The organism is bacterium, from assembly GCA_035380285.1.
Classification (GTDB): Bacteria; Auribacterota; Erginobacteria; order Erginobacterales; family DAOSXE01; genus DAOSXE01.
The window spans coordinates 1-15,776 of record DAOSXE010000038.1 but is presented as its reverse complement, the minus strand read 5'-3'; the positions used below and the strand labels follow the sequence as shown (position 1 = coordinate 15,776).

Annotated in this window: 18 protein-coding genes; 9 read left to right on the top strand and 9 right to left on the bottom strand. The window is 66.6% G+C overall.

Annotated features, from left to right (window positions below):
* From PLZ73_11480 to PLZ73_11465, 4 genes are all read left to right on the top strand, one after another.
* On the top strand, positions 1-342 hold a 342-nt coding region (locus PLZ73_11480), incomplete at its 5' end, for an SAM-dependent methyltransferase (GenBank protein HOO78493.1).
* 65 nt (positions 343-407) lie between these two features.
* Complete coding sequence (locus PLZ73_11475; protein HOO78492.1) at positions 408-746, top strand: tRNA-binding protein; 339 nt, start codon at positions 408-410, stop codon at positions 744-746.
* A gap of 88 nt (positions 747-834) precedes the next feature.
* Complete coding sequence (locus tag PLZ73_11470; protein ID HOO78491.1) at positions 835-1,542, top strand: AAA family ATPase; 708 nt, start codon at positions 835-837, stop codon at positions 1,540-1,542.
* An 89-nt stretch (positions 1,543-1,631) separates the two neighbouring features.
* On the top strand, positions 1,632-2,003 hold the full coding sequence (locus PLZ73_11465) for a hypothetical protein (protein HOO78490.1): 372 nt from the start codon (positions 1,632-1,634) through the stop codon (positions 2,001-2,003).
* 101 nt (positions 2,004-2,104) lie between these two features.
* Here PLZ73_11465 and PLZ73_11460 read toward each other — a convergent pair whose 3' ends face one another.
* Complete coding sequence (locus tag PLZ73_11460) at positions 2,105-3,430, bottom strand: sulfatase (protein HOO78489.1); 1,326 nt, start codon at positions 3,428-3,430, stop codon at positions 2,105-2,107.
* A complete protein-coding gene (locus tag PLZ73_11455; protein ID HOO78488.1) occupies positions 3,427-4,815 on the bottom strand; it encodes an FAD-linked oxidase C-terminal domain-containing protein in 1,389 nt (462 codons plus the stop codon). The genes PLZ73_11460 and PLZ73_11455 overlap by 4 nt, the downstream gene beginning before the upstream one ends.
* Before the next feature lie 74 nt (positions 4,816-4,889).
* On the opposite strand from PLZ73_11455, the gene PLZ73_11450 reads away from it, so the two are divergent.
* From PLZ73_11450 to PLZ73_11430, 5 genes are all read left to right on the top strand, one after another.
* Positions 4,890-5,504: a hypothetical protein gene (locus tag PLZ73_11450; GenBank protein HOO78487.1), complete on the top strand. Its 615-nt coding sequence runs from the start codon at positions 4,890-4,892 to the stop codon at positions 5,502-5,504.
* A gap of 34 nt (positions 5,505-5,538) precedes the next feature.
* Positions 5,539-7,026, top strand: a complete 1,488-nt coding sequence (locus PLZ73_11445; protein ID HOO78486.1) for a trypsin-like peptidase domain-containing protein — start codon at positions 5,539-5,541, stop codon at positions 7,024-7,026.
* Positions 7,023-8,507: a hypothetical protein gene (locus tag PLZ73_11440; GenBank protein ID HOO78485.1), complete on the top strand. Its 1,485-nt coding sequence runs from the start codon at positions 7,023-7,025 to the stop codon at positions 8,505-8,507. The genes PLZ73_11445 and PLZ73_11440 overlap by 4 nt, the downstream gene beginning before the upstream one ends.
* A gap of 31 nt (positions 8,508-8,538) precedes the next feature.
* A complete protein-coding gene (cysK, locus tag PLZ73_11435; GenBank protein ID HOO78484.1) occupies positions 8,539-9,432 on the top strand; it encodes a cysteine synthase A in 894 nt (297 codons plus the stop codon).
* Between the two features lie 113 nt (positions 9,433-9,545).
* Positions 9,546-9,893 (top strand): cupin domain-containing protein, encoded by a 348-nt coding sequence (locus tag PLZ73_11430; protein ID HOO78483.1) that lies wholly within the window; start codon positions 9,546-9,548, stop codon positions 9,891-9,893.
* Positions 9,894-9,900: 7 nt separating this feature from the next.
* Here the strand turns inward: PLZ73_11430 and PLZ73_11425 are convergent, their stop codons facing one another.
* The 7 genes from PLZ73_11425 to PLZ73_11395 form a co-directional block, all read right to left on the bottom strand.
* Positions 9,901-10,296 carry a hypothetical protein gene (locus tag PLZ73_11425; protein ID HOO78482.1) on the bottom strand — a complete coding sequence of 132 codons (396 nt, stop codon included), beginning with the start codon at positions 10,294-10,296 and terminating at the stop codon, positions 9,901-9,903.
* A 37-nt stretch (positions 10,297-10,333) separates the two neighbouring features.
* Positions 10,334-12,220, bottom strand: coding sequence for a DUF2207 domain-containing protein (locus PLZ73_11420; GenBank protein ID HOO78481.1), 1,887 nt, complete (start codon positions 12,218-12,220; stop codon positions 10,334-10,336).
* On the bottom strand, positions 12,217-12,774 hold the full coding sequence (locus tag PLZ73_11415) for a LemA family protein (protein ID HOO78480.1): 558 nt from the start codon (positions 12,772-12,774) through the stop codon (positions 12,217-12,219). Before PLZ73_11415 ends, PLZ73_11420 begins: the two co-directional genes overlap by 4 nt.
* 147 nt (positions 12,775-12,921) lie before the next feature.
* Entirely contained in the window at positions 12,922-14,013 is a 1,092-nt protein-coding gene (locus PLZ73_11410) for a VCBS repeat-containing protein (GenBank protein ID HOO78479.1), read from the bottom strand.
* 121 nt (positions 14,014-14,134) lie between these two features.
* The gene (locus PLZ73_11405) at positions 14,135-14,767 is read right to left on the bottom strand and encodes a polyphenol oxidase family protein (protein ID HOO78478.1); all 633 of its coding nucleotides are present in this window, start codon (positions 14,765-14,767) and stop codon (positions 14,135-14,137) included.
* Positions 14,764-15,438, bottom strand: coding sequence for a TrkA family potassium uptake protein (locus PLZ73_11400; GenBank protein HOO78477.1), 675 nt, complete (start codon positions 15,436-15,438; stop codon positions 14,764-14,766). Before PLZ73_11400 ends, PLZ73_11405 begins: the two co-directional genes overlap by 4 nt.
* Positions 15,439-15,525: 87 nt before the next feature.
* Positions 15,526-15,776: TrkH family potassium uptake protein (locus PLZ73_11395; protein HOO78476.1), on the bottom strand; the 251-nt coding region annotated here is incomplete at its 5' end.

The following is a 15,776-nucleotide window of genomic DNA, read 5'->3' as shown; positions in this document are numbered from 1 at the left end:
ATCCTCATCGGCGAGCCCTATTGGCGGCAGTTACCGCCGACGGAAGATGTTGCCAAGGGGTGCCTTGTCAACTCAATCTCCGACTTTCTCGCGCTTCCGCAACTTCTGGCGTCTTTCGGCCGCCTTAACTACGACGTCGTGGAAATGGTTTTGGCCGACCAAGACGACTGGGACAGATACGAGGCGGCCAAATGGCTCACCATGCGTCGATGGCTTGAAGCCAATCCCGGCGACGAGTCGGCTAAGGATGTTCGAGCCGAATTGACCTCGGAACCCGAGCGCTACGCCGCTTACACGCGCGAATACCTGGGCTGGGGGGTATTCGCGCTGATGCCGCGGTAACGAGGGGATTACCGGGCGGCTTGAAAAATTCGGCCGTTGGCTGAAGAAAGATCATGAAAACCAAAATGGAAAGCATACGCTGGGACGACTTCACAAAGGTCGAATTGCGAACCGGAAAAATCATACAAGCGGAAGAATTTCCGGAAGCAAGGAAACCTGCCTATAAACTGACTGTCGATTTCGGGCCGGACATCAGGGTCAAGAAATCCAGTGCCCACATCACCGACCTGTATGAACTCGATGAATTGCTCGGCAAGCTTGTCGTCGCCGTCGTTAATTTTCCTCCAAGGCAAATCGGGCCGATGATATCCGAATGCTTGGTAACGGGATTCCACGGACAAAACGGCGATGTCGTACTGTGCATCCCCGATAAGGATATCCCGTTAGGCGCAAAATTGTTATGAGTGGAAGTCGTCATTTAGACAGCTGACGGAAGAAAGCCGCCGAAACCGACAACCGTAACCGCCGAATTTTGAAGGGACGTCCGATCGTATGACCATCCATCTGCGCCGCGTCGCGCTTCAGCACGCAAAGTTCCCGACCCGTGACCGCTACCCCTTCAACCTGCCGGTTCTGACGGAGACCGACGCCGTGTCGTTCAGCACGCCGGTCACGCTCTTCGTCGGGGAGAACGGCACCGGCAAGTCGACGCTCCTGGAGGCCATCGCCCGCGCCTGCGGCATCCACATCTGGAGTCAGGCCGCCGGCGCCCGCTGCCGGGTCAATCCGTACGAAGCGCTGCTGGACAGGTGCCTCGGCCTCGACTGGAGCGACGGCGAAGTCCCCGGCTCCTACTTCGGGTCCGAGACGTTCCGGGACTTCGCCGATTCGCTGGAAGGCTGGGCGGTCGCTGACCGGCGGCACCTGGACTACTTCGGAGGCAAGTCGCTGGTGACGCAGTCCCACGGGCAGTCAATGATGTCCTACTTCCGGGCCCGCTACAAGATCAGGGGGCTGTACCTGCTCGACGAGCCCGAGACGGCGCTCTCGCCCCGGAGCCAGTTGGAGTTGCTCGACATCCTGGAGAAGGAAGGGCGCGCCGGGCAGGCCCAGTTCATTGTCGCCACGCACTCCCCGCTCCTTCTCGCCTGTGCCGGGGCCCGGATCTACAGCTTCGACCACGTTCCCGTGCGCCACGTCGGCTACAAGGAGACCGAGCACTACAGGGTCTACAAGCGTTTTCTCGCGGAGCGGGAATGAGCCGCCCCCGTCTTTTGCGCCGGGAAACGAGGGCTGTGCCGAGCGTTAAGCTGGAATATCCGCCTGGCCCGTGAAAAATCCGAGGCTCGATGCGTCCAACCGACTATACGACGGATGAATTGCGGGAAGCGCTGCGACCGATCGCCTCACTGATCGGCAAGTCCGAAAAGGCCCACCGGAAGCTGGCCCCGGGAACCTGGCAACATACGATGCTACGGGACAACCTCAAGGCCTTGCGCATTGCCTCTGTCCTGATGACCAAGGCCGCCGCCGATCCGGCCGGCGTCGCGCCGAGCGATTTGCAAGAAGCCCTCCGCGCAATTGATTCGATGATCGGCAGGGCCGAAAAGGCGCAGGCGAAGTTTGCGCCGGGAACCTCCCATCACGCGCTGCAGCGCAACCGGCTCCAGGCGTTGCGCATAGCGGAAGCGTTGACGAAGGCGGAGTTGTCTAAGCGATAACTTGGGAGGAATCCCGAGCCGACCTCCCTCCGCCTCACTACAGGTAACCCAGCCTCGGATTTTGCCGCCTTCCCCCTTAGCGCTTACCCCTTACCCCTGCCTCACTGCAGATAGCCCAGGGCCTTCAGTTCCCGGACGGTTTTCCCGGAGAGGTCGGTCTTGCCCGGGCTGAAGGCCGCCCCCGCCCGCCGGGCCCGGTCTTCGATCTCCTCCAGTTTCCGGCGCATGCTCCGGGCGACCTCCGGCCGCTCCGCCGCCAGGTTGCGGGTTTCGCCGGGGTCCCGGCGGAGGTCGTAGAGCTCCTCGGTCTCCCGGTCCCGGTTGGCGATGTACTGATAGCCGCCGTCGATCAAAGTCCGGATCAGGGCCAGCTCGTTCAGTTCGCCGTAGACCGCGGGGGCGGGGCCGCCGTCGTCTCCTTCCAGGAGGGGCCGGAGGCTGCTTCCCTGCATGGTCTCGGGAACGGGCAGCCCCAGCAGGTCGAGAAGGGTGGGGGCGACGTCGATGCCGCGGACCGTGCGGTCGATCTTCCTGCCCGTACCCCCGCCCGCCGGCCGGACGATCAGGGGGACCTGCAGGAGTTCGCGGTAGAGCGAGCGGGTATGCCCGATCCGGCCGTGCTCCATGAACTCCTCCCCGTGGTCCGAGGTGACGACGACGACGGTGTTCTCGAAGAGCCCCAGGCTCTCCAGCAGCCCGAGCAGGCGGCTCAAGCCCCGGTCCACCGCGTAGACCTCGCCGTCGTACTGCTGGGAGATATAGCGGACGTCGTCCTCGTCGAGGTCGGCGTCCTCGAATCCGCTCAAGCCGCAGCGCCCGCTCAGGTCGAGATCCCCGTCGTAGTCGGGGCTGAAGCGCCGGGCGACGTCGTCGGGGGGAGTATAGGGGCAGTGGCAGTCGAAGACGTGCACGAAGAGGAAGAACGGCTCGCGCCGGGCGGTTTTCAGCCAGGACTCGACCCGGGGCAGGACGGTTTCGATGCCCCGGCCCTTGGCGTTTTCGTAGAGGTCGAAACCCCGGCTGAAACCGTAGCGGGAGGAGAGGAAGGCGGCGTCCACGAAGGCGGCGGTGGCGTAGCCCGCCTCCCGGAGGAGGAGGGGCAGGGTGACGACGGCGGGATCGAGGGTCCGGGAAGCGGCCCCGACTTTGTGGGTGGAGGGGTAGAGGGAGGTGAAGAGGGACATGTGCGAGGGCAGGGTCCAGGGGGACTGGACTATGGTGTCGGTGAAGACGGCGGCGCCGTCGGCGAAGCGGTCGAGGACCGGGGTGGTGGGGGTCTCGCAGCCGTAGCAGGAGACCCGGTCGGCCCGGAGGGTGTCGATGGAGATCAGGACCAGGTTGGGAGGCGCGGGCCGGGGGCGGAAGACGACAAAGGCGGCGGCGGCCGCCGCGGCGATCCCGGCCGCGACTATCCACCGGCGGGTCATGGTAAGATCTTGCCGGGGTTGAGGATGCCCCGGGGGTCGCAGGCGCGCTTGAGGGCTTTCATCAGGCCGATCGCGGGCGGGGAGTACCCCAGGGCCAGGTAGCCGCGCTTGGCCAGCCCGATGCCGTGCTCGCCCGAGATCACGCCGCCCAGGGCCAGGGCTTCCTCCAGGAAGCGCCGCTCCGCCCGGGCTTTGCGGCCGGGCCATTCCGCTTCCGGGACCCCGGCCCCGAGCAGGTTGAGGTGGATGTTGCCGTCGCCGGCGTGCCCGAAACAGACGGTTTCCAGGCGTTCCGCCCGGGCCGCGGCCCGGGCCCGGCGCATGAAGGCGGGAATCGCCGCCGGGGGGACGGAAACGTCCTGTTTGGAATGGACCGGGCTGAGCAGCCGCAGCCCCTCGGTGATGGAGCGCCTCGTCTTCCAGACGCGGTCCCGCAGCCCCCGGTCCTCGGCCACGAGCACGTCCGCCGCCCCCGCCTCCGCGCAGATCTTTCCGGTCTCCTCCCAGGGCAGTTCGACCTCCCCCCTCCCTTCCAACTCGATCAGGAGGAAGGCTTCGCCCCCGCGCCCGAGCCCGGCGTCCTCGATCCGGGCGGCGGCCTCCAGGGAGCCCCGGTCCATCAGCTCCAGGGCGGCGGGGTCGGCCCCGGATTTGAGCAGGGGGGCCACCGCCGCCGCCGCCCGTTCCAGATCGGGGAAGGAGGCCCAGAGGGTGACGCGTTCAGGGGGAAGGGGGAGGAGGCGCAGGACGGCTTTGACGATGACGCCCAGGGTCCCTTCCGAACCGACCAGGAGCTGGGCCAGGTTGTAGCCGGAAGCGTTTTTGCGGGATTTCCCCCCCCAGGCCACGGTCCCGGCGGCGGGGACCACGGCTTCGAGGCCCACCACGTAATCCCGGGTGGTCCCGTAGCGCAAGGCCCGGGCCCCTCCCGCACCCGTGGCCAGGTTGCCGCCGATCGTACAGGAATCGAGGCTGGCGGGGTCGGGGGGGTAGTAGAGGCCGACGGCTTCCACGGCGTCCCGGAAGCGTTCGGTCACCATCCCCGGCTCCACCGTCGCGGTCAGGTTCTCCTCGTCGATCTCCACCAGCCGGTCCATCCCCGTCAGGGCCAGGACGATCCCCCCCGGGGAGGGGACGGCTCCGCCGGCCAGCCCGGTTCCCCCCCCGCGCGCGGTGACGGGGACGTTTTCGCGTGCGGCCAGTTCGAGGATGCGGGCGATCTGGAGGGCGTCCGCGGGGAAGACCGCGGCGCCGGGCGCGGAAAAGAGCCCCGGGGTCTCGTCGCGCCCGTATTCCTCGAGAGCCTCCGGATCGGTCCGGATCCGGCTTTCCCCGACGATCTCCGCCAGGGCCGCGATTGTCCGGTCGTCGACTGTCTGGAACATCTTTGCCTCCGCGCTCCCGCCGCCGTATACTCTACAACAAGATCCCGGGCAATTCAGCAGCAAGGAGCAGAGCCGTGAAAGTACTTCGGTGGGCAGTGGCGATCCTGGCTTGTTGGGGGGCGGCCGCCTCCGCCCAGGAATCGGGGCGAATCCTCTACGACAACTCCTACTCCAAGGCCGTGGAAGGGATGGAGGCGCTCAAGCGCGGGGAGTACCTGGCGGCGCGCGAATCGCTCTCCTCGGCCGCTTACTTCGCCGGCCTGCTCGCCACCGATTTCCCCGACTGGACGCCGGCGGCCCCGGCTCCCAGCCCCACCCCGGTCCGCGCCCCGGGGGAGCGGGTGCAGTGCTATTGGTCCCCGTTCGTCTTGGACGACGAGTGGGAACTGGACGAAGGCGACGTTTTCGAAATCGAGCTGCTGGGGGAGCGCAAGGCCGACCTGCGCCTGCGCTTCCGGCGAATGGGGGAACTGCCCGCCGGCGACCCGCGGATTTCGGTCTACATCGACGCCGGCTCCACCCGGAGCGTTCTCCAGGACACCGCCAACGCCGGCCTTTTCAACGCCGAAACCGGGGAATTCCCGCTGGCGTTGTTCGTGCCGGAAGACTCCCCCGTCTTCATCACCGCCTACCCGGTGGAACCGGGAGACGAACCGAAGGTGTTGAGCACGATCGAGGAAGTGCCCTGATGTCGTCTTTTCCGCCGCCGCGGAACGGTTCGAGATGATCGGTCCGGGAATGGTTCTGGCGGGGGTGGCTCTGGCGGCGGCCCCGGCGCCGGCCGAGCCCTTCGATCCCGCCCGGTCGGTGGTGCAGGTCATCAACGTCAGCCAGGCTCCGGATTACGATTCTCCCTGGAACCCCAAGTCCTTTCAGGTCCAGCGCGGTTCCGGGGCGGTGGTCGAGGGCAACCGGATCCTGACCAGCGCCCACGCGGTCAGTTTCTCCCGGTACCTGGAGCTGAAGAAGGAAAACTCGCCCGGGACCTACCAGGCCGAGGTCGCCTTCATCGGGCACGACTGCGACCTGGCCCTGCTCACGGTCGCCGACCCCGAATTCTTCGAAGGGACCGTCCCCCTGCCGCTGAGCAGCCTGCTGCCCGCCCTGGGCTCGGTGGTCGAGGTGTACGGGTTCCCCCAGGGTGGGGAGCGCGTCACCGTCACCAAGGGCGTGGTTTCCCGTGTCGATTACGCCTCCTACAGCCATTCCGGCAACGACACCCACCTCATCCTTCAGATCGACGCCGCCATCAACCCCGGCAACAGCGGCGGCCCCGTCATCCAGTCCGGCGAGATCGTCGGTATCGCGTTCCAGGCGGTATTCCGTTCGGAGAACGTGGGCCAGGTGATCCCGACCACGGTCATCGCCCATTTTTTCGAGGACATAGCCGACGGGCGCTACGACGGCTACCCCGACCTGGGCATCGTCGCCGCCGAGCTGATCAACCCCGCCTACCGGGCTTTTCTGGAACTTCCCGAGGGCCGCTCCGGGGTGGTGGTGAACGACGTCGTCGAGGGCCGCAGCGCTTACGGGAAAATTCTCCCCGGGGATATCCTCCTGCAAGCCGACGGGTATTCGATCCGCAACGACGGCACCATTCTTCTCGACGGCCGGAGCTACCGGTTGGACGAAGTGGCGGAACGAAAACAATGCGGGGAGCGGGTCGGGTTCGAGGTCCTGCGCTCCGCGGAGGCCCGCGAGGTCGAGGTCGTTCTCTCCAGCCCCTCCGACGGCATGAAAAGAAGAAAAGAATACGACCGCGGTCCGGACTACTTCGTCTTCGGCGGTCTGGTCTTCGAGCCTCTTTCCCGCGACTATCTTGAGACCTGGGGGGCTCATTGGCGGACGACGGCCGACCGCAGGTTGCTGCATTATTATTACGGTTACTACCGCGACCGCCTCTGCCGCGTTCGCCCGGAACCCGTGGTTCTGGTCCGGGTACTCCCCGCCGCGTTCAACCGGTACGTGGACGGCCTGCGCGATCTGATCGTCGTCCGGGCCGACGGCCGGCCGGTCGCCGGCCTGGACGGCCTGATCGCCGCCCTGGAAGAGAACCGGGGAGCCTACCACATCATCGAGTTCGAGGGGGACCAGGCTCCGCTGGTATTGAACGCCGCGGCGGTGGCGAAGGGCAACGACGAGGTCCTGCGGCGCTACGGCATCGCCCGGGACCGGTCCCGGGCCGGCGCCGTGGGGGTAGGGGAGCGATGAAGGCGGCCGCCGTCCTGGGCGTTTTCGCGGTTCTGCTGACGCCGGCGCGAGGGGAGGCGGCCCCCGACCCCGCCCTCTCCGTGGTCGAACTCTCGGTGACCTACCAGGAATACGACCAGAGCCGACCCTGGCGCAAGGAGAAGGAACAGCACCGGCACGCCTACGGCTGTCTGCTTCCGTCGGGGGATATCCTGACCACGGCCGACATCATCAGGGATTACACCTTGATCAAGGTGGAACGGCCGGGGGCGCAGAACAACGTGCCGGCCAAGGTACGGGTGGTGGACTACGACGTCGATCTCGCCCTCCTCTCCGTCGACGAAGCCGGCTACCTCGAGGGGATGGTCCCGGTTTCCCTCGACGAAGACGCCGCCGTCGGCGAGCGGGTGGAGATCGCCGTTTTCGACGAGGGCGGGCGCCTCCATCTTCTCCCGGCCCGGATCGTCACTATCGAAGTCGGCTCGTATTTCCTGGGGTTGAACCGTTATCTCCGCTTCGGGGCCTCGGTCAACTTCGAAGGCCGGGGCGGGGGGTGGTCGGAAGGGGTTTTTTCGGCGAGGGGGCTGACCGGGCTGAGCATGAGCTACGAGGCCGACGAGGAATACATGACGATCATCCCCGCCGCCATCATCAGACGCTTTCTCGAATCCGCCCGGCCCGAGGGCTATCTCGGTTTCGCCGGACACGGCTTCGACTGCACGGGGCTGGAAAGCCCCGACCTCAGGTCCTACCTGGGGCTGCCTCCGGAGGGGAAGGGGGTCTATATCGATTCCGTCTACCCGTCCGGTTCGGCGGCCGGGGTGCTCGAGCCCGGCGACGTGCTTCTCTCCGTCGCCGGCCGGGCGATCGACGCCCGCGGTTACTACCTCGATCCCCGGTGGGGCCAGATCGAGTTCGGCGACCTCTTCTCCCGGCATTTCGGCCCGGGCGACCGGGTCGAAGTCGAGATTTTCCGGGCCGGCGAGAAGGTTTCCAAGGAACTGACGCTCAAGCGGGAGACCGGAGACGGGCTTTTCATTCCTTTATACGGGTACGGAGAACCCCCGCCCTACCGGGTGGTCGGAGGTCTGGTTTTCCAGGAAGTGACCAAGGGGTACCTGGAGGAGTGGGGCCGGGACTGGCTCCAGAACGCACCGGAGTTCATGCTTTATTATTATACGTTCCAACTCCACGAGCGCCCGGACGGGCGCCGCCGTCTGGTCGTTCTCAACACCGTGCTTCCCGATCCGGTCAATATCGGCTATCAGGATTTCCGGGAAAAAGAACTCGTGGCCGTCAACGGGGTCCCCATCCGCTCGCTGGAGGATCTGGAACCGGCCCTCGCCCGTCCCCTCCGGGGTTTTCACCGTTTCGGCTTCAGCGACTTCGGCCGCGAGATCGTGCTGGGGGCGGAGGGGCTCGGGGAAGCCGACCGGCGGATCGCCGCCAACTACGGCCTCCCGGCGCCGGAGCGTACCGGGCCCAAACCGCTCGAACAATGAGGTGGAATCGATGAGAACGGAGAAAGTGACGATGGTGGAAGCGGTGGGGGGAACCCCGCTGATCGAGGTTCCGGGCCCCGCCGGCACGCGCGTCTGGGCCAAAGCGGAATTGCTCAACCCCACGGGGAGCGTCAAGGACCGCCCGGCCGTGGCCATGATCGAAGCGGCGGAGCGCGCGGGCGACCTCCGGCCGGGGGGGACGGTGATCGAGCCCACCAGCGGGAACACGGGGATCGCTCTGGCCATGGTGGCGGCGGAGAAGGGGTACCGCCTGATCCTGACCATGCCCGAAACCATGTCTCTGGAGCGCCGGAAGATGCTCGCGGCTCTGGGGGCGGAGCTGATCCTGACGCCGGGAGGGGAAGGCATGAAGGGGGCGATCTCCCGCGCACGGGACCTCCTCGCGTCCATCCCCGGGGCCTTCATTCCCGATCAGTTCTCGAATCCGGCCAACCCGGAGGCGCATTACCGGGGGACCGGGCCCGAGATCGTCGCTCAGGCGGGAGGAAAGGTGGACGCGTTCGTCGCCGGGGTAGGGACGGGGGGGACCCTGACCGGCGTGGGGCGGGCCCTGCGTGAAGTCTGGCCGGACGTGGAACTGATCGCCGTCGAGCCCCGGGAATCCCCCGTCATCTCCGGGGGGAAGCCCGGCCCCCACCGGATACAGGGGATCGGGGCCGGATTCATCCCCCCCAACCTCGATCCGGACCTGCTGACCGGGGTCAGCCCGGTGACGGGGGACGAAGCGACGGCCGCCGCCCGTTGGGCGGCCCGGCGCCGGGGGATTCTGGCCGGGATCAGTTCCGGAGCCAATCTTCACGCGGCCTGGGCCGCGGCGGAGCGCCTGGGGCCCGAAGCGATCGTGGTCACCGTTCTCTGCGATTCCGGGCAGCGCTACCTCAGCGGCGACCTCTTCACGGTCTGACCTTGCCGCCGCGCGGCGGCGGTTTCCCCGTTGACGTCGGACGCCCGGACGCATATCATATAAGCCACGGGCGAAGAGCGATTCCACGGCGGCCCAAAAACCCGTTCGGACCAATGAAGATAAAATCTGAGAAACGCCTCAAGGCGCGCGCAGTCGAGGACCCGGGGGCGAAAGGGGTGACCAAAGTGGTGCTGCTCGGTCCCGAAGACGGCGCCGAGCAGGTGGTGATGCGGCTTTTCCGGGTGGAGCACGGGGGCCATACCCCCATGCATTCCCACCCCTGGGAACACCTGGTCCGGATCACGCGGGGAGAGGGGGTGGTCTATTCCGGTTCGGAAGGCAAGTTCAAGATCGGACCGGGCCGGAGCATTTTCATCCCCGCGGGGGAGGAGCACCAGTTTCTCAACCCCTATCAGGAGCCCCTGGAGTTCATCTGCGTCATCCCCATCGCCGGGGCCTGAGGTTCGGTCATTGACCCGGTTTAGGGGTCTGGCGCCCCAGTTCCCGCATTTCCTTGAGGATTTCGTTGATCCGCCATTCCAGGGAGGACAGTATCCAGGTCTGGAGGTGGTTGACCTGGGACTGTTTGTGGATCAGGTAGATCAGTTTCAGGGAAACGGCGAAGATGGCGATGTCGACCAGCGTCCAGTGAATGCGCGCGTCGTCGATGAAGACGGAAAACGTCAGGATGACCGCTAAAAAAACGATGAATGCGCCGTTGAGCACCTTGGTGGTCCGGGAAGGGACTCCGCCGATTTTGCCGACGATGGCGCGGACCTGCTCCTTTTCCTTGCGGAAGTCGTTGACTTCCTGAAGTAGATCCTCGAGTTCCTCGTGAACGCGCTCTTCCCTGGTTTCCTGCATGGCCTACCTCCTATGTCCTCTGCCGGGTTCGAATCCGTCACCACCCGCCGCCGCCGCCTCCGCCGCCTCCTCCTCCGGAAAACCCGCCCCCGCCGAACCCCGAGGAAGACCCGGGGGAACTGAACCCCGAGGTGGAGGACGGGGCCGAGGCGGCGGCCGTCGCCGCCGCCCCGATCCCGTTCAGGGAGAGCCAGGACCCGGTGCTCCCCGAATACCACGACACCGTGCGGGAGGAAGGGGCTTGTCCGCTTCGTTCGAGCAAGGCCGAAAACCGCTCCGACCAGGGTTGTTCCACGCCCAGGGCCACGGCGTAGGGGAGGTAGCATTCGAAGAGTTCGCTGGTCATCGGCGGGGGGGAGACGAAGCGGAGCCGGTCTTTTTCGGCGACCCCCAGAAAAAGCTTGAACCCCTCGATCCGGTCCATCAACGCGCGGCCGGCCGGGCTCGGCTGCTTGAGGAGGAAATTGAAAACCGCGTTGAGGATCACCAGGAGGGAGACCGCCCCCAACACCGGGTAGTTCAGGCTCCGCGCCATCACGGCTGTGCCGAAGACCACGAAAATCATGGCGAACAAGAAGAAGACGACGCCCAGGGCGATTCCGAAACCCGAACCTTTCCCTCCCGCCCGTTTTTTCCGCCATTCGGCCCGGAGCATCCCCCCGAAGACCGCCGCGAAGATTCCCCCCAGGCCCATCGGCACTATCCCCACCAGGATCTGGGGGGAGGAGAGGATGAAGCAGCAGAGGGCAAGCACGGAGACGAGCACCCCGCCGTAGAAATACAGGGAGTTGGTCCGGAAATACTTGCCGTAGGAATGACGCAGGACTTCCTTCAATTTTTTCCGGGCCCGGGCGACGGCGGCGTGGTTGTCGGTTTCGAGCTTGATCGATTCCCGGGCACCCAGGAGCGCGGAGAACACCGCCCGTTCGCCTCCGTCCAGGCGCGTTTTCGGCCGTTCGGCCGGGGATTTCTCCAGGGTGAAGACGCCCTTCGCCTCGGTTATGGAACAATGCCCCTTGGCGGCGCACCCCAGAACGGCGGCGCCGAAAACCTTGTGGTCGTACCCCATTTTAAGGAGGTACCGGCAGGCCGCGGCCGAAATGCCGTCGGGCGGTTCGAAGAGGGGGATGACGGTCCCCCGGGAAGGGTCGCGCCCGACCGCGGCCCAGACGACGATATAGTAAAGGAGCAGGGCGGCGGCGAGCAGCCCTCCCAGGGAGAGGAAGGGATTGTCGAGGATCACCCTTCCCGGCCGTTCCGGGGGCGCCGCCGGGACCCCGGCCGGCCAGGCCGCGGCCACGGTCAGCCCTTCCCCGGGGTCGAGGCGCCGGGTGGCGCGGAATACCGCGGCGCCTTCGAGGTCGGTCGTGGCGGTAAACGCTTTTCCGGTTTCCCCCCGTTTGCCGATGAAAGCGTCCAGCGCGGTAAAAACGCCGGCTTGCGGGGGAAGATGGATCCGGGCTTCGACGCGGTCGATGGGGAAGGCCCAGTCGTTCCCGGTCACGTTCCAATAAAGTTCGGTGTGGTCGGGAAAAAATCCGAGCTGCCGGTCGGTGCGGTAGCGGAGGCGGTAGGAGTGTTCCCCGGAGGGCACGAAACGGTCGGGGTCGCCGATGAGGACGCGGACGTAATCCCCGGAGGATTGGGTCCGGTAGGGCTCCGGATGTCCGTCGCGCTCGACCGAGACCACCTCGAAACCGACCGTCCGGCGCAGCCCGGAGGGCAGGGTGTAGCGCACCGGGAAATCCCGGTAGATCCCCCGTTTGATCGCGGCCCCTTCGGCCCGGACCCGGAGCATCTCGGTGACGTCCAGGGAGGCGTCGGCGTTGACCACGATCTCCGAGTCGAAGTCGAGAATGCGCTCGGCGGCACCAGCCCGGAGCGCGCCCAGGAGCAGGACCGCCGCTGCCGCCGCCCGTTTCACCGCAGTTCCTCCCCGACCCCGGGCCGGTCCCGTTCCCCGGGGTCGTCCAACTGGAAATAAGATCGAGGCGCGAATCCCCCCAGGCGGGCGACCAGCGACGAGGGGAAACTCTCGATGAGGATGTTGTAGTCCCGGACGGCGCCGTTGTAGTAGCGGCGGGCCATCTGAATGGCGTCCTCGATTTCCGAGAGCCGCTGCTGCAGGGACAGGAACTGGGCCCCGGCGGCCAGTTCCGGATAGGCCTCCGAGACCGCGAAGAGGGATTTCAGGCTGCGGGCGAGGTCGTTTTCGGCCCGGGCCCGTTCCGGGAGGTCTTGCGCCGCCAGGCAGTTCGAACGGGCCCGGGCGACTTCTTCCAGGACGGTGCGCTCGTGGTCGCGGTATCCTGCGACCGCGGCCACCAGGGCCGGGACCAGGTCGTGCCGGCGTTTGAGCTGGACGTCGATTCCGCTCCAGCCTTCCCGGACCCGGTTGCGGGACGCCACCAGCCGGTTGTAGATCAACGCCGTTCCGGCCAGCCCGGCGGCGGCCGCGGCGGCGAGAAGGTAGACCATCGTTTCCGCCTCGCTGTTTCAACTGACCCGATTAAGAGTATACCCGATGAGCCTTCGGGAGGGAAGACGTCCCCGCGCCGGGACGCACCGGATAAAAAAGGGGGCGCGGTCGGAACCGCGCCCCCTTGGTCGCACCCTTCGTCCGTTTCAGTCGCAGGAGTCGCCGTCGACCAGGGCGCAGCTGTAATACTCGTCGCTGGCGGATCCCTCCACGTGGCAGCTGGAGAGGTTGGAGCAGACCGAGAACCCGTAGTCGCCGCCGCCCATGAAGGCGCTGCAGCAGCTGAGGCGCAGGGAAAGGGCGAAGCCGGCCGTGGAGCAGTCGAGGGCCGTGCAGCCGGTTACGTTGTGGCACAGGCTGAAGCCGGTTTCGGTGTTCCCGTCGCCGTCCACGGTGCAGCTGGAGACGTTGCGGCAGGCGGCAAAGCCGAAATCGCAGTTCTTGGCCACGCAGTTGGTGTAGCGGGCCATGTAGTCGTTGACGTTGCCGCTGAAGCCGGTGGAGGCGGCATTGCGGGCCAGGCAGTCGACGAAGCTCACGAATTCGGCGGTGGTGGTGCAGCTGAAGCCGCGGTCGTAACTCTGATAGGAAGTGACGTGGCGGAGGCTGATGTAGTCCTGGTCGATATGGACGCTCCCATAGTTGCTGCCGGAAGAGCCTCCGGCGTTGACGCGGAAATTCTCCAGGATGCAGTGGTCGCTGGTGACGTGGATATAGTAGTTGTCGGCGGTAAAGGAGATGACGGCACCGTTCCCTTCCCCGACCACGTGTTCGACGTTGTCGAGATCGATGACTTCGCTCACATTGTAGGTCCCGTTGGGGATGAAGACGCTCTTGTAGGTGTTGCTTTCCAGGGCGTCCACCAGATCGTCCCCGTCGTCGGGCTTGACCACGTAGTCGTAGGTGCGCTCACCGCCCCCGCCGCCGATCAGCGGGGTATCGGTGCCCGAGTTGCCGAAGTAGACCCGGGTCTGGCCCTGGACGGCCCAGAGCCCGTTGGAGGGGCGGTTGACGGCGAAATCGGCGATGCCGTCGCCGTTGTAATCTCCCGGGGAGGGGGTGTCGCTGCTGCCGCCGAAATAAACCCGGGTTACGCCCCGGACGCTCCAGAGCCCGTTGGAGGGGCGGAAGATGGCGATGTCGTCGCGGGAATCCCCGTCGAAGTCGGCCCCGTACAGAGCGCCGGCACCGGCCAGCAGGCCGGCAGTCAGCGCGGCGGTTACGATCAGATTTCTCATGCTCACCTCCCGGGTGTTCGTTTGCGGCAGCGGGAAGGCCTTCCCCCTTGCCCGTACTCTGCAAAATATGACATATCCGAGGGGAAGTGTCAAAGTTTGAGACCGTGGCGGCGCGCCGGCCTCAGATCCACCCCACCATCCGTTTCTGCCGGTCCCCGCGCCGGTAGGAATGGAACCAATCTCGGCCGCAGCAGGTACAAAGGGGCCGGGAAACGACTTTCTCGACTCCGGCCCGGTCCAGTTGCCGGCGGTTCTCGGCGACGAGGTCGACCGCATAGCAGCAGGTGAGGATGCAGGGGGAAAAGACGGCGGTCAACCGCTCCGGGGGAACTCCCAGGTCCGCTTCCAGCGCGGCGACGGCGGCTTCGGCGATCCCCAGGGAGGTTCCCCGGCGCCCGGCGTGGATGAGGCCCCGCGCCGGGCCTTCCCGGTCCCAAAGGAAGATCAGGAGGCAATCGGCGGCCCGGGCCGCCAGCGTCAGCCCCGGCCGGGCGGTGACGAGCCCGTCGCAGGCGTCGACGGCGCCCGCCGCCTCGACCCGGATCACCCGGTCCCCGTGGACGTGCCGGGAGAGCGCCACCGCCGCGGTTGTTCGTCCCGCCCGGGAAAAATCCCGGGCGAGTTCCTCCGGCGTCTTGGCGGCGGCGTCGTAGGGTTTGAGGGAAAATCCGGCGCGGCGTTCCGGGCCGCCGCGAAATTCAAGCCAGGAGAGCCCCCGGCCGTGCACGATCCGGGCTGCCGGGTCCGCGGTCATGTTCGGGTCAAGATATCCGTCACCGCCCGCAGGTCCTGCTCGCCGGCGGCGAAGAAAATCATGTCTCCGCCCCGGATGACGTAATCCCCCCGTGAAACCTGGTACTCGTCCGCGTCGGGGTGGTAGGCGCAGACCACGATGCAGTCGCGGGGGAAGCGGTGGTCGCCCGCGATTTCGCGGATGGTACGCCCGGCGCTCCGGGCCTGAGGGGGGATCTTGACCGCGTAGATCCCGGCCTTGTTCCGTCCCATGATCCAGACCTTGCGCACCTTGGGCTGTTCGACCTCGGTCACGATCATGTTCAGCATCAGATCGGCCATCCGCACGATGGAGGCGATCCCGGCGGCGCGGTAGGCCTCTTCGTAGCCCGGGTCCCGGAGACGGGCCACCACCCGCGGGATGCCCAGGCTCCGGGCCAGCAGGGCGCAGGCGATGTTGTCGGCGTCGTTGTGAAGGGTGCAGACGATGACCGCGGCTTTCCCGGCGCCGGCTTCGGCGAGGATCCGGATGTCGGTGGCGCTGCCGTGCACGGCCATGGCCCCGATTTCGGCGTGGACGGTTTCGCAGACGGCGCGGTCGCGGTCCACGACCACGACGTCGTGCCGATCCGCGATCAGCTGGCGGGCGGTTCCCCGGCCCAGGATTCCGGCTCCGGCGACGATGATGTACACGTCATTCCTTCCCGGTTGGCGTTGACGGTTACAGTATAGCGGCGGCGGGTTCCCCGGGCAAGCCCCGCCCGCTGCGGCCGCCTGCGGCTACGAACGCCAGGAACGGGGGATGAAGAAGAGGAGCACGGGTATGATCTCCAGCCTCCCCGCCAGCATTCCCACGATATAGACCGCCTTGACCGCCGCCGGGAGGGCGCCGAGTTCGGCCTGGGAGATATAGCAGGGCCCGACGTTGCCCAGGGCGCTGAACATCCCCGAAGCGGAACGGAGCCCGGCCATTCCGGTCAAACCGGCGGTGACGATCCCCCCCAGGGCGACCAGGCCCAACCACGCGAAGA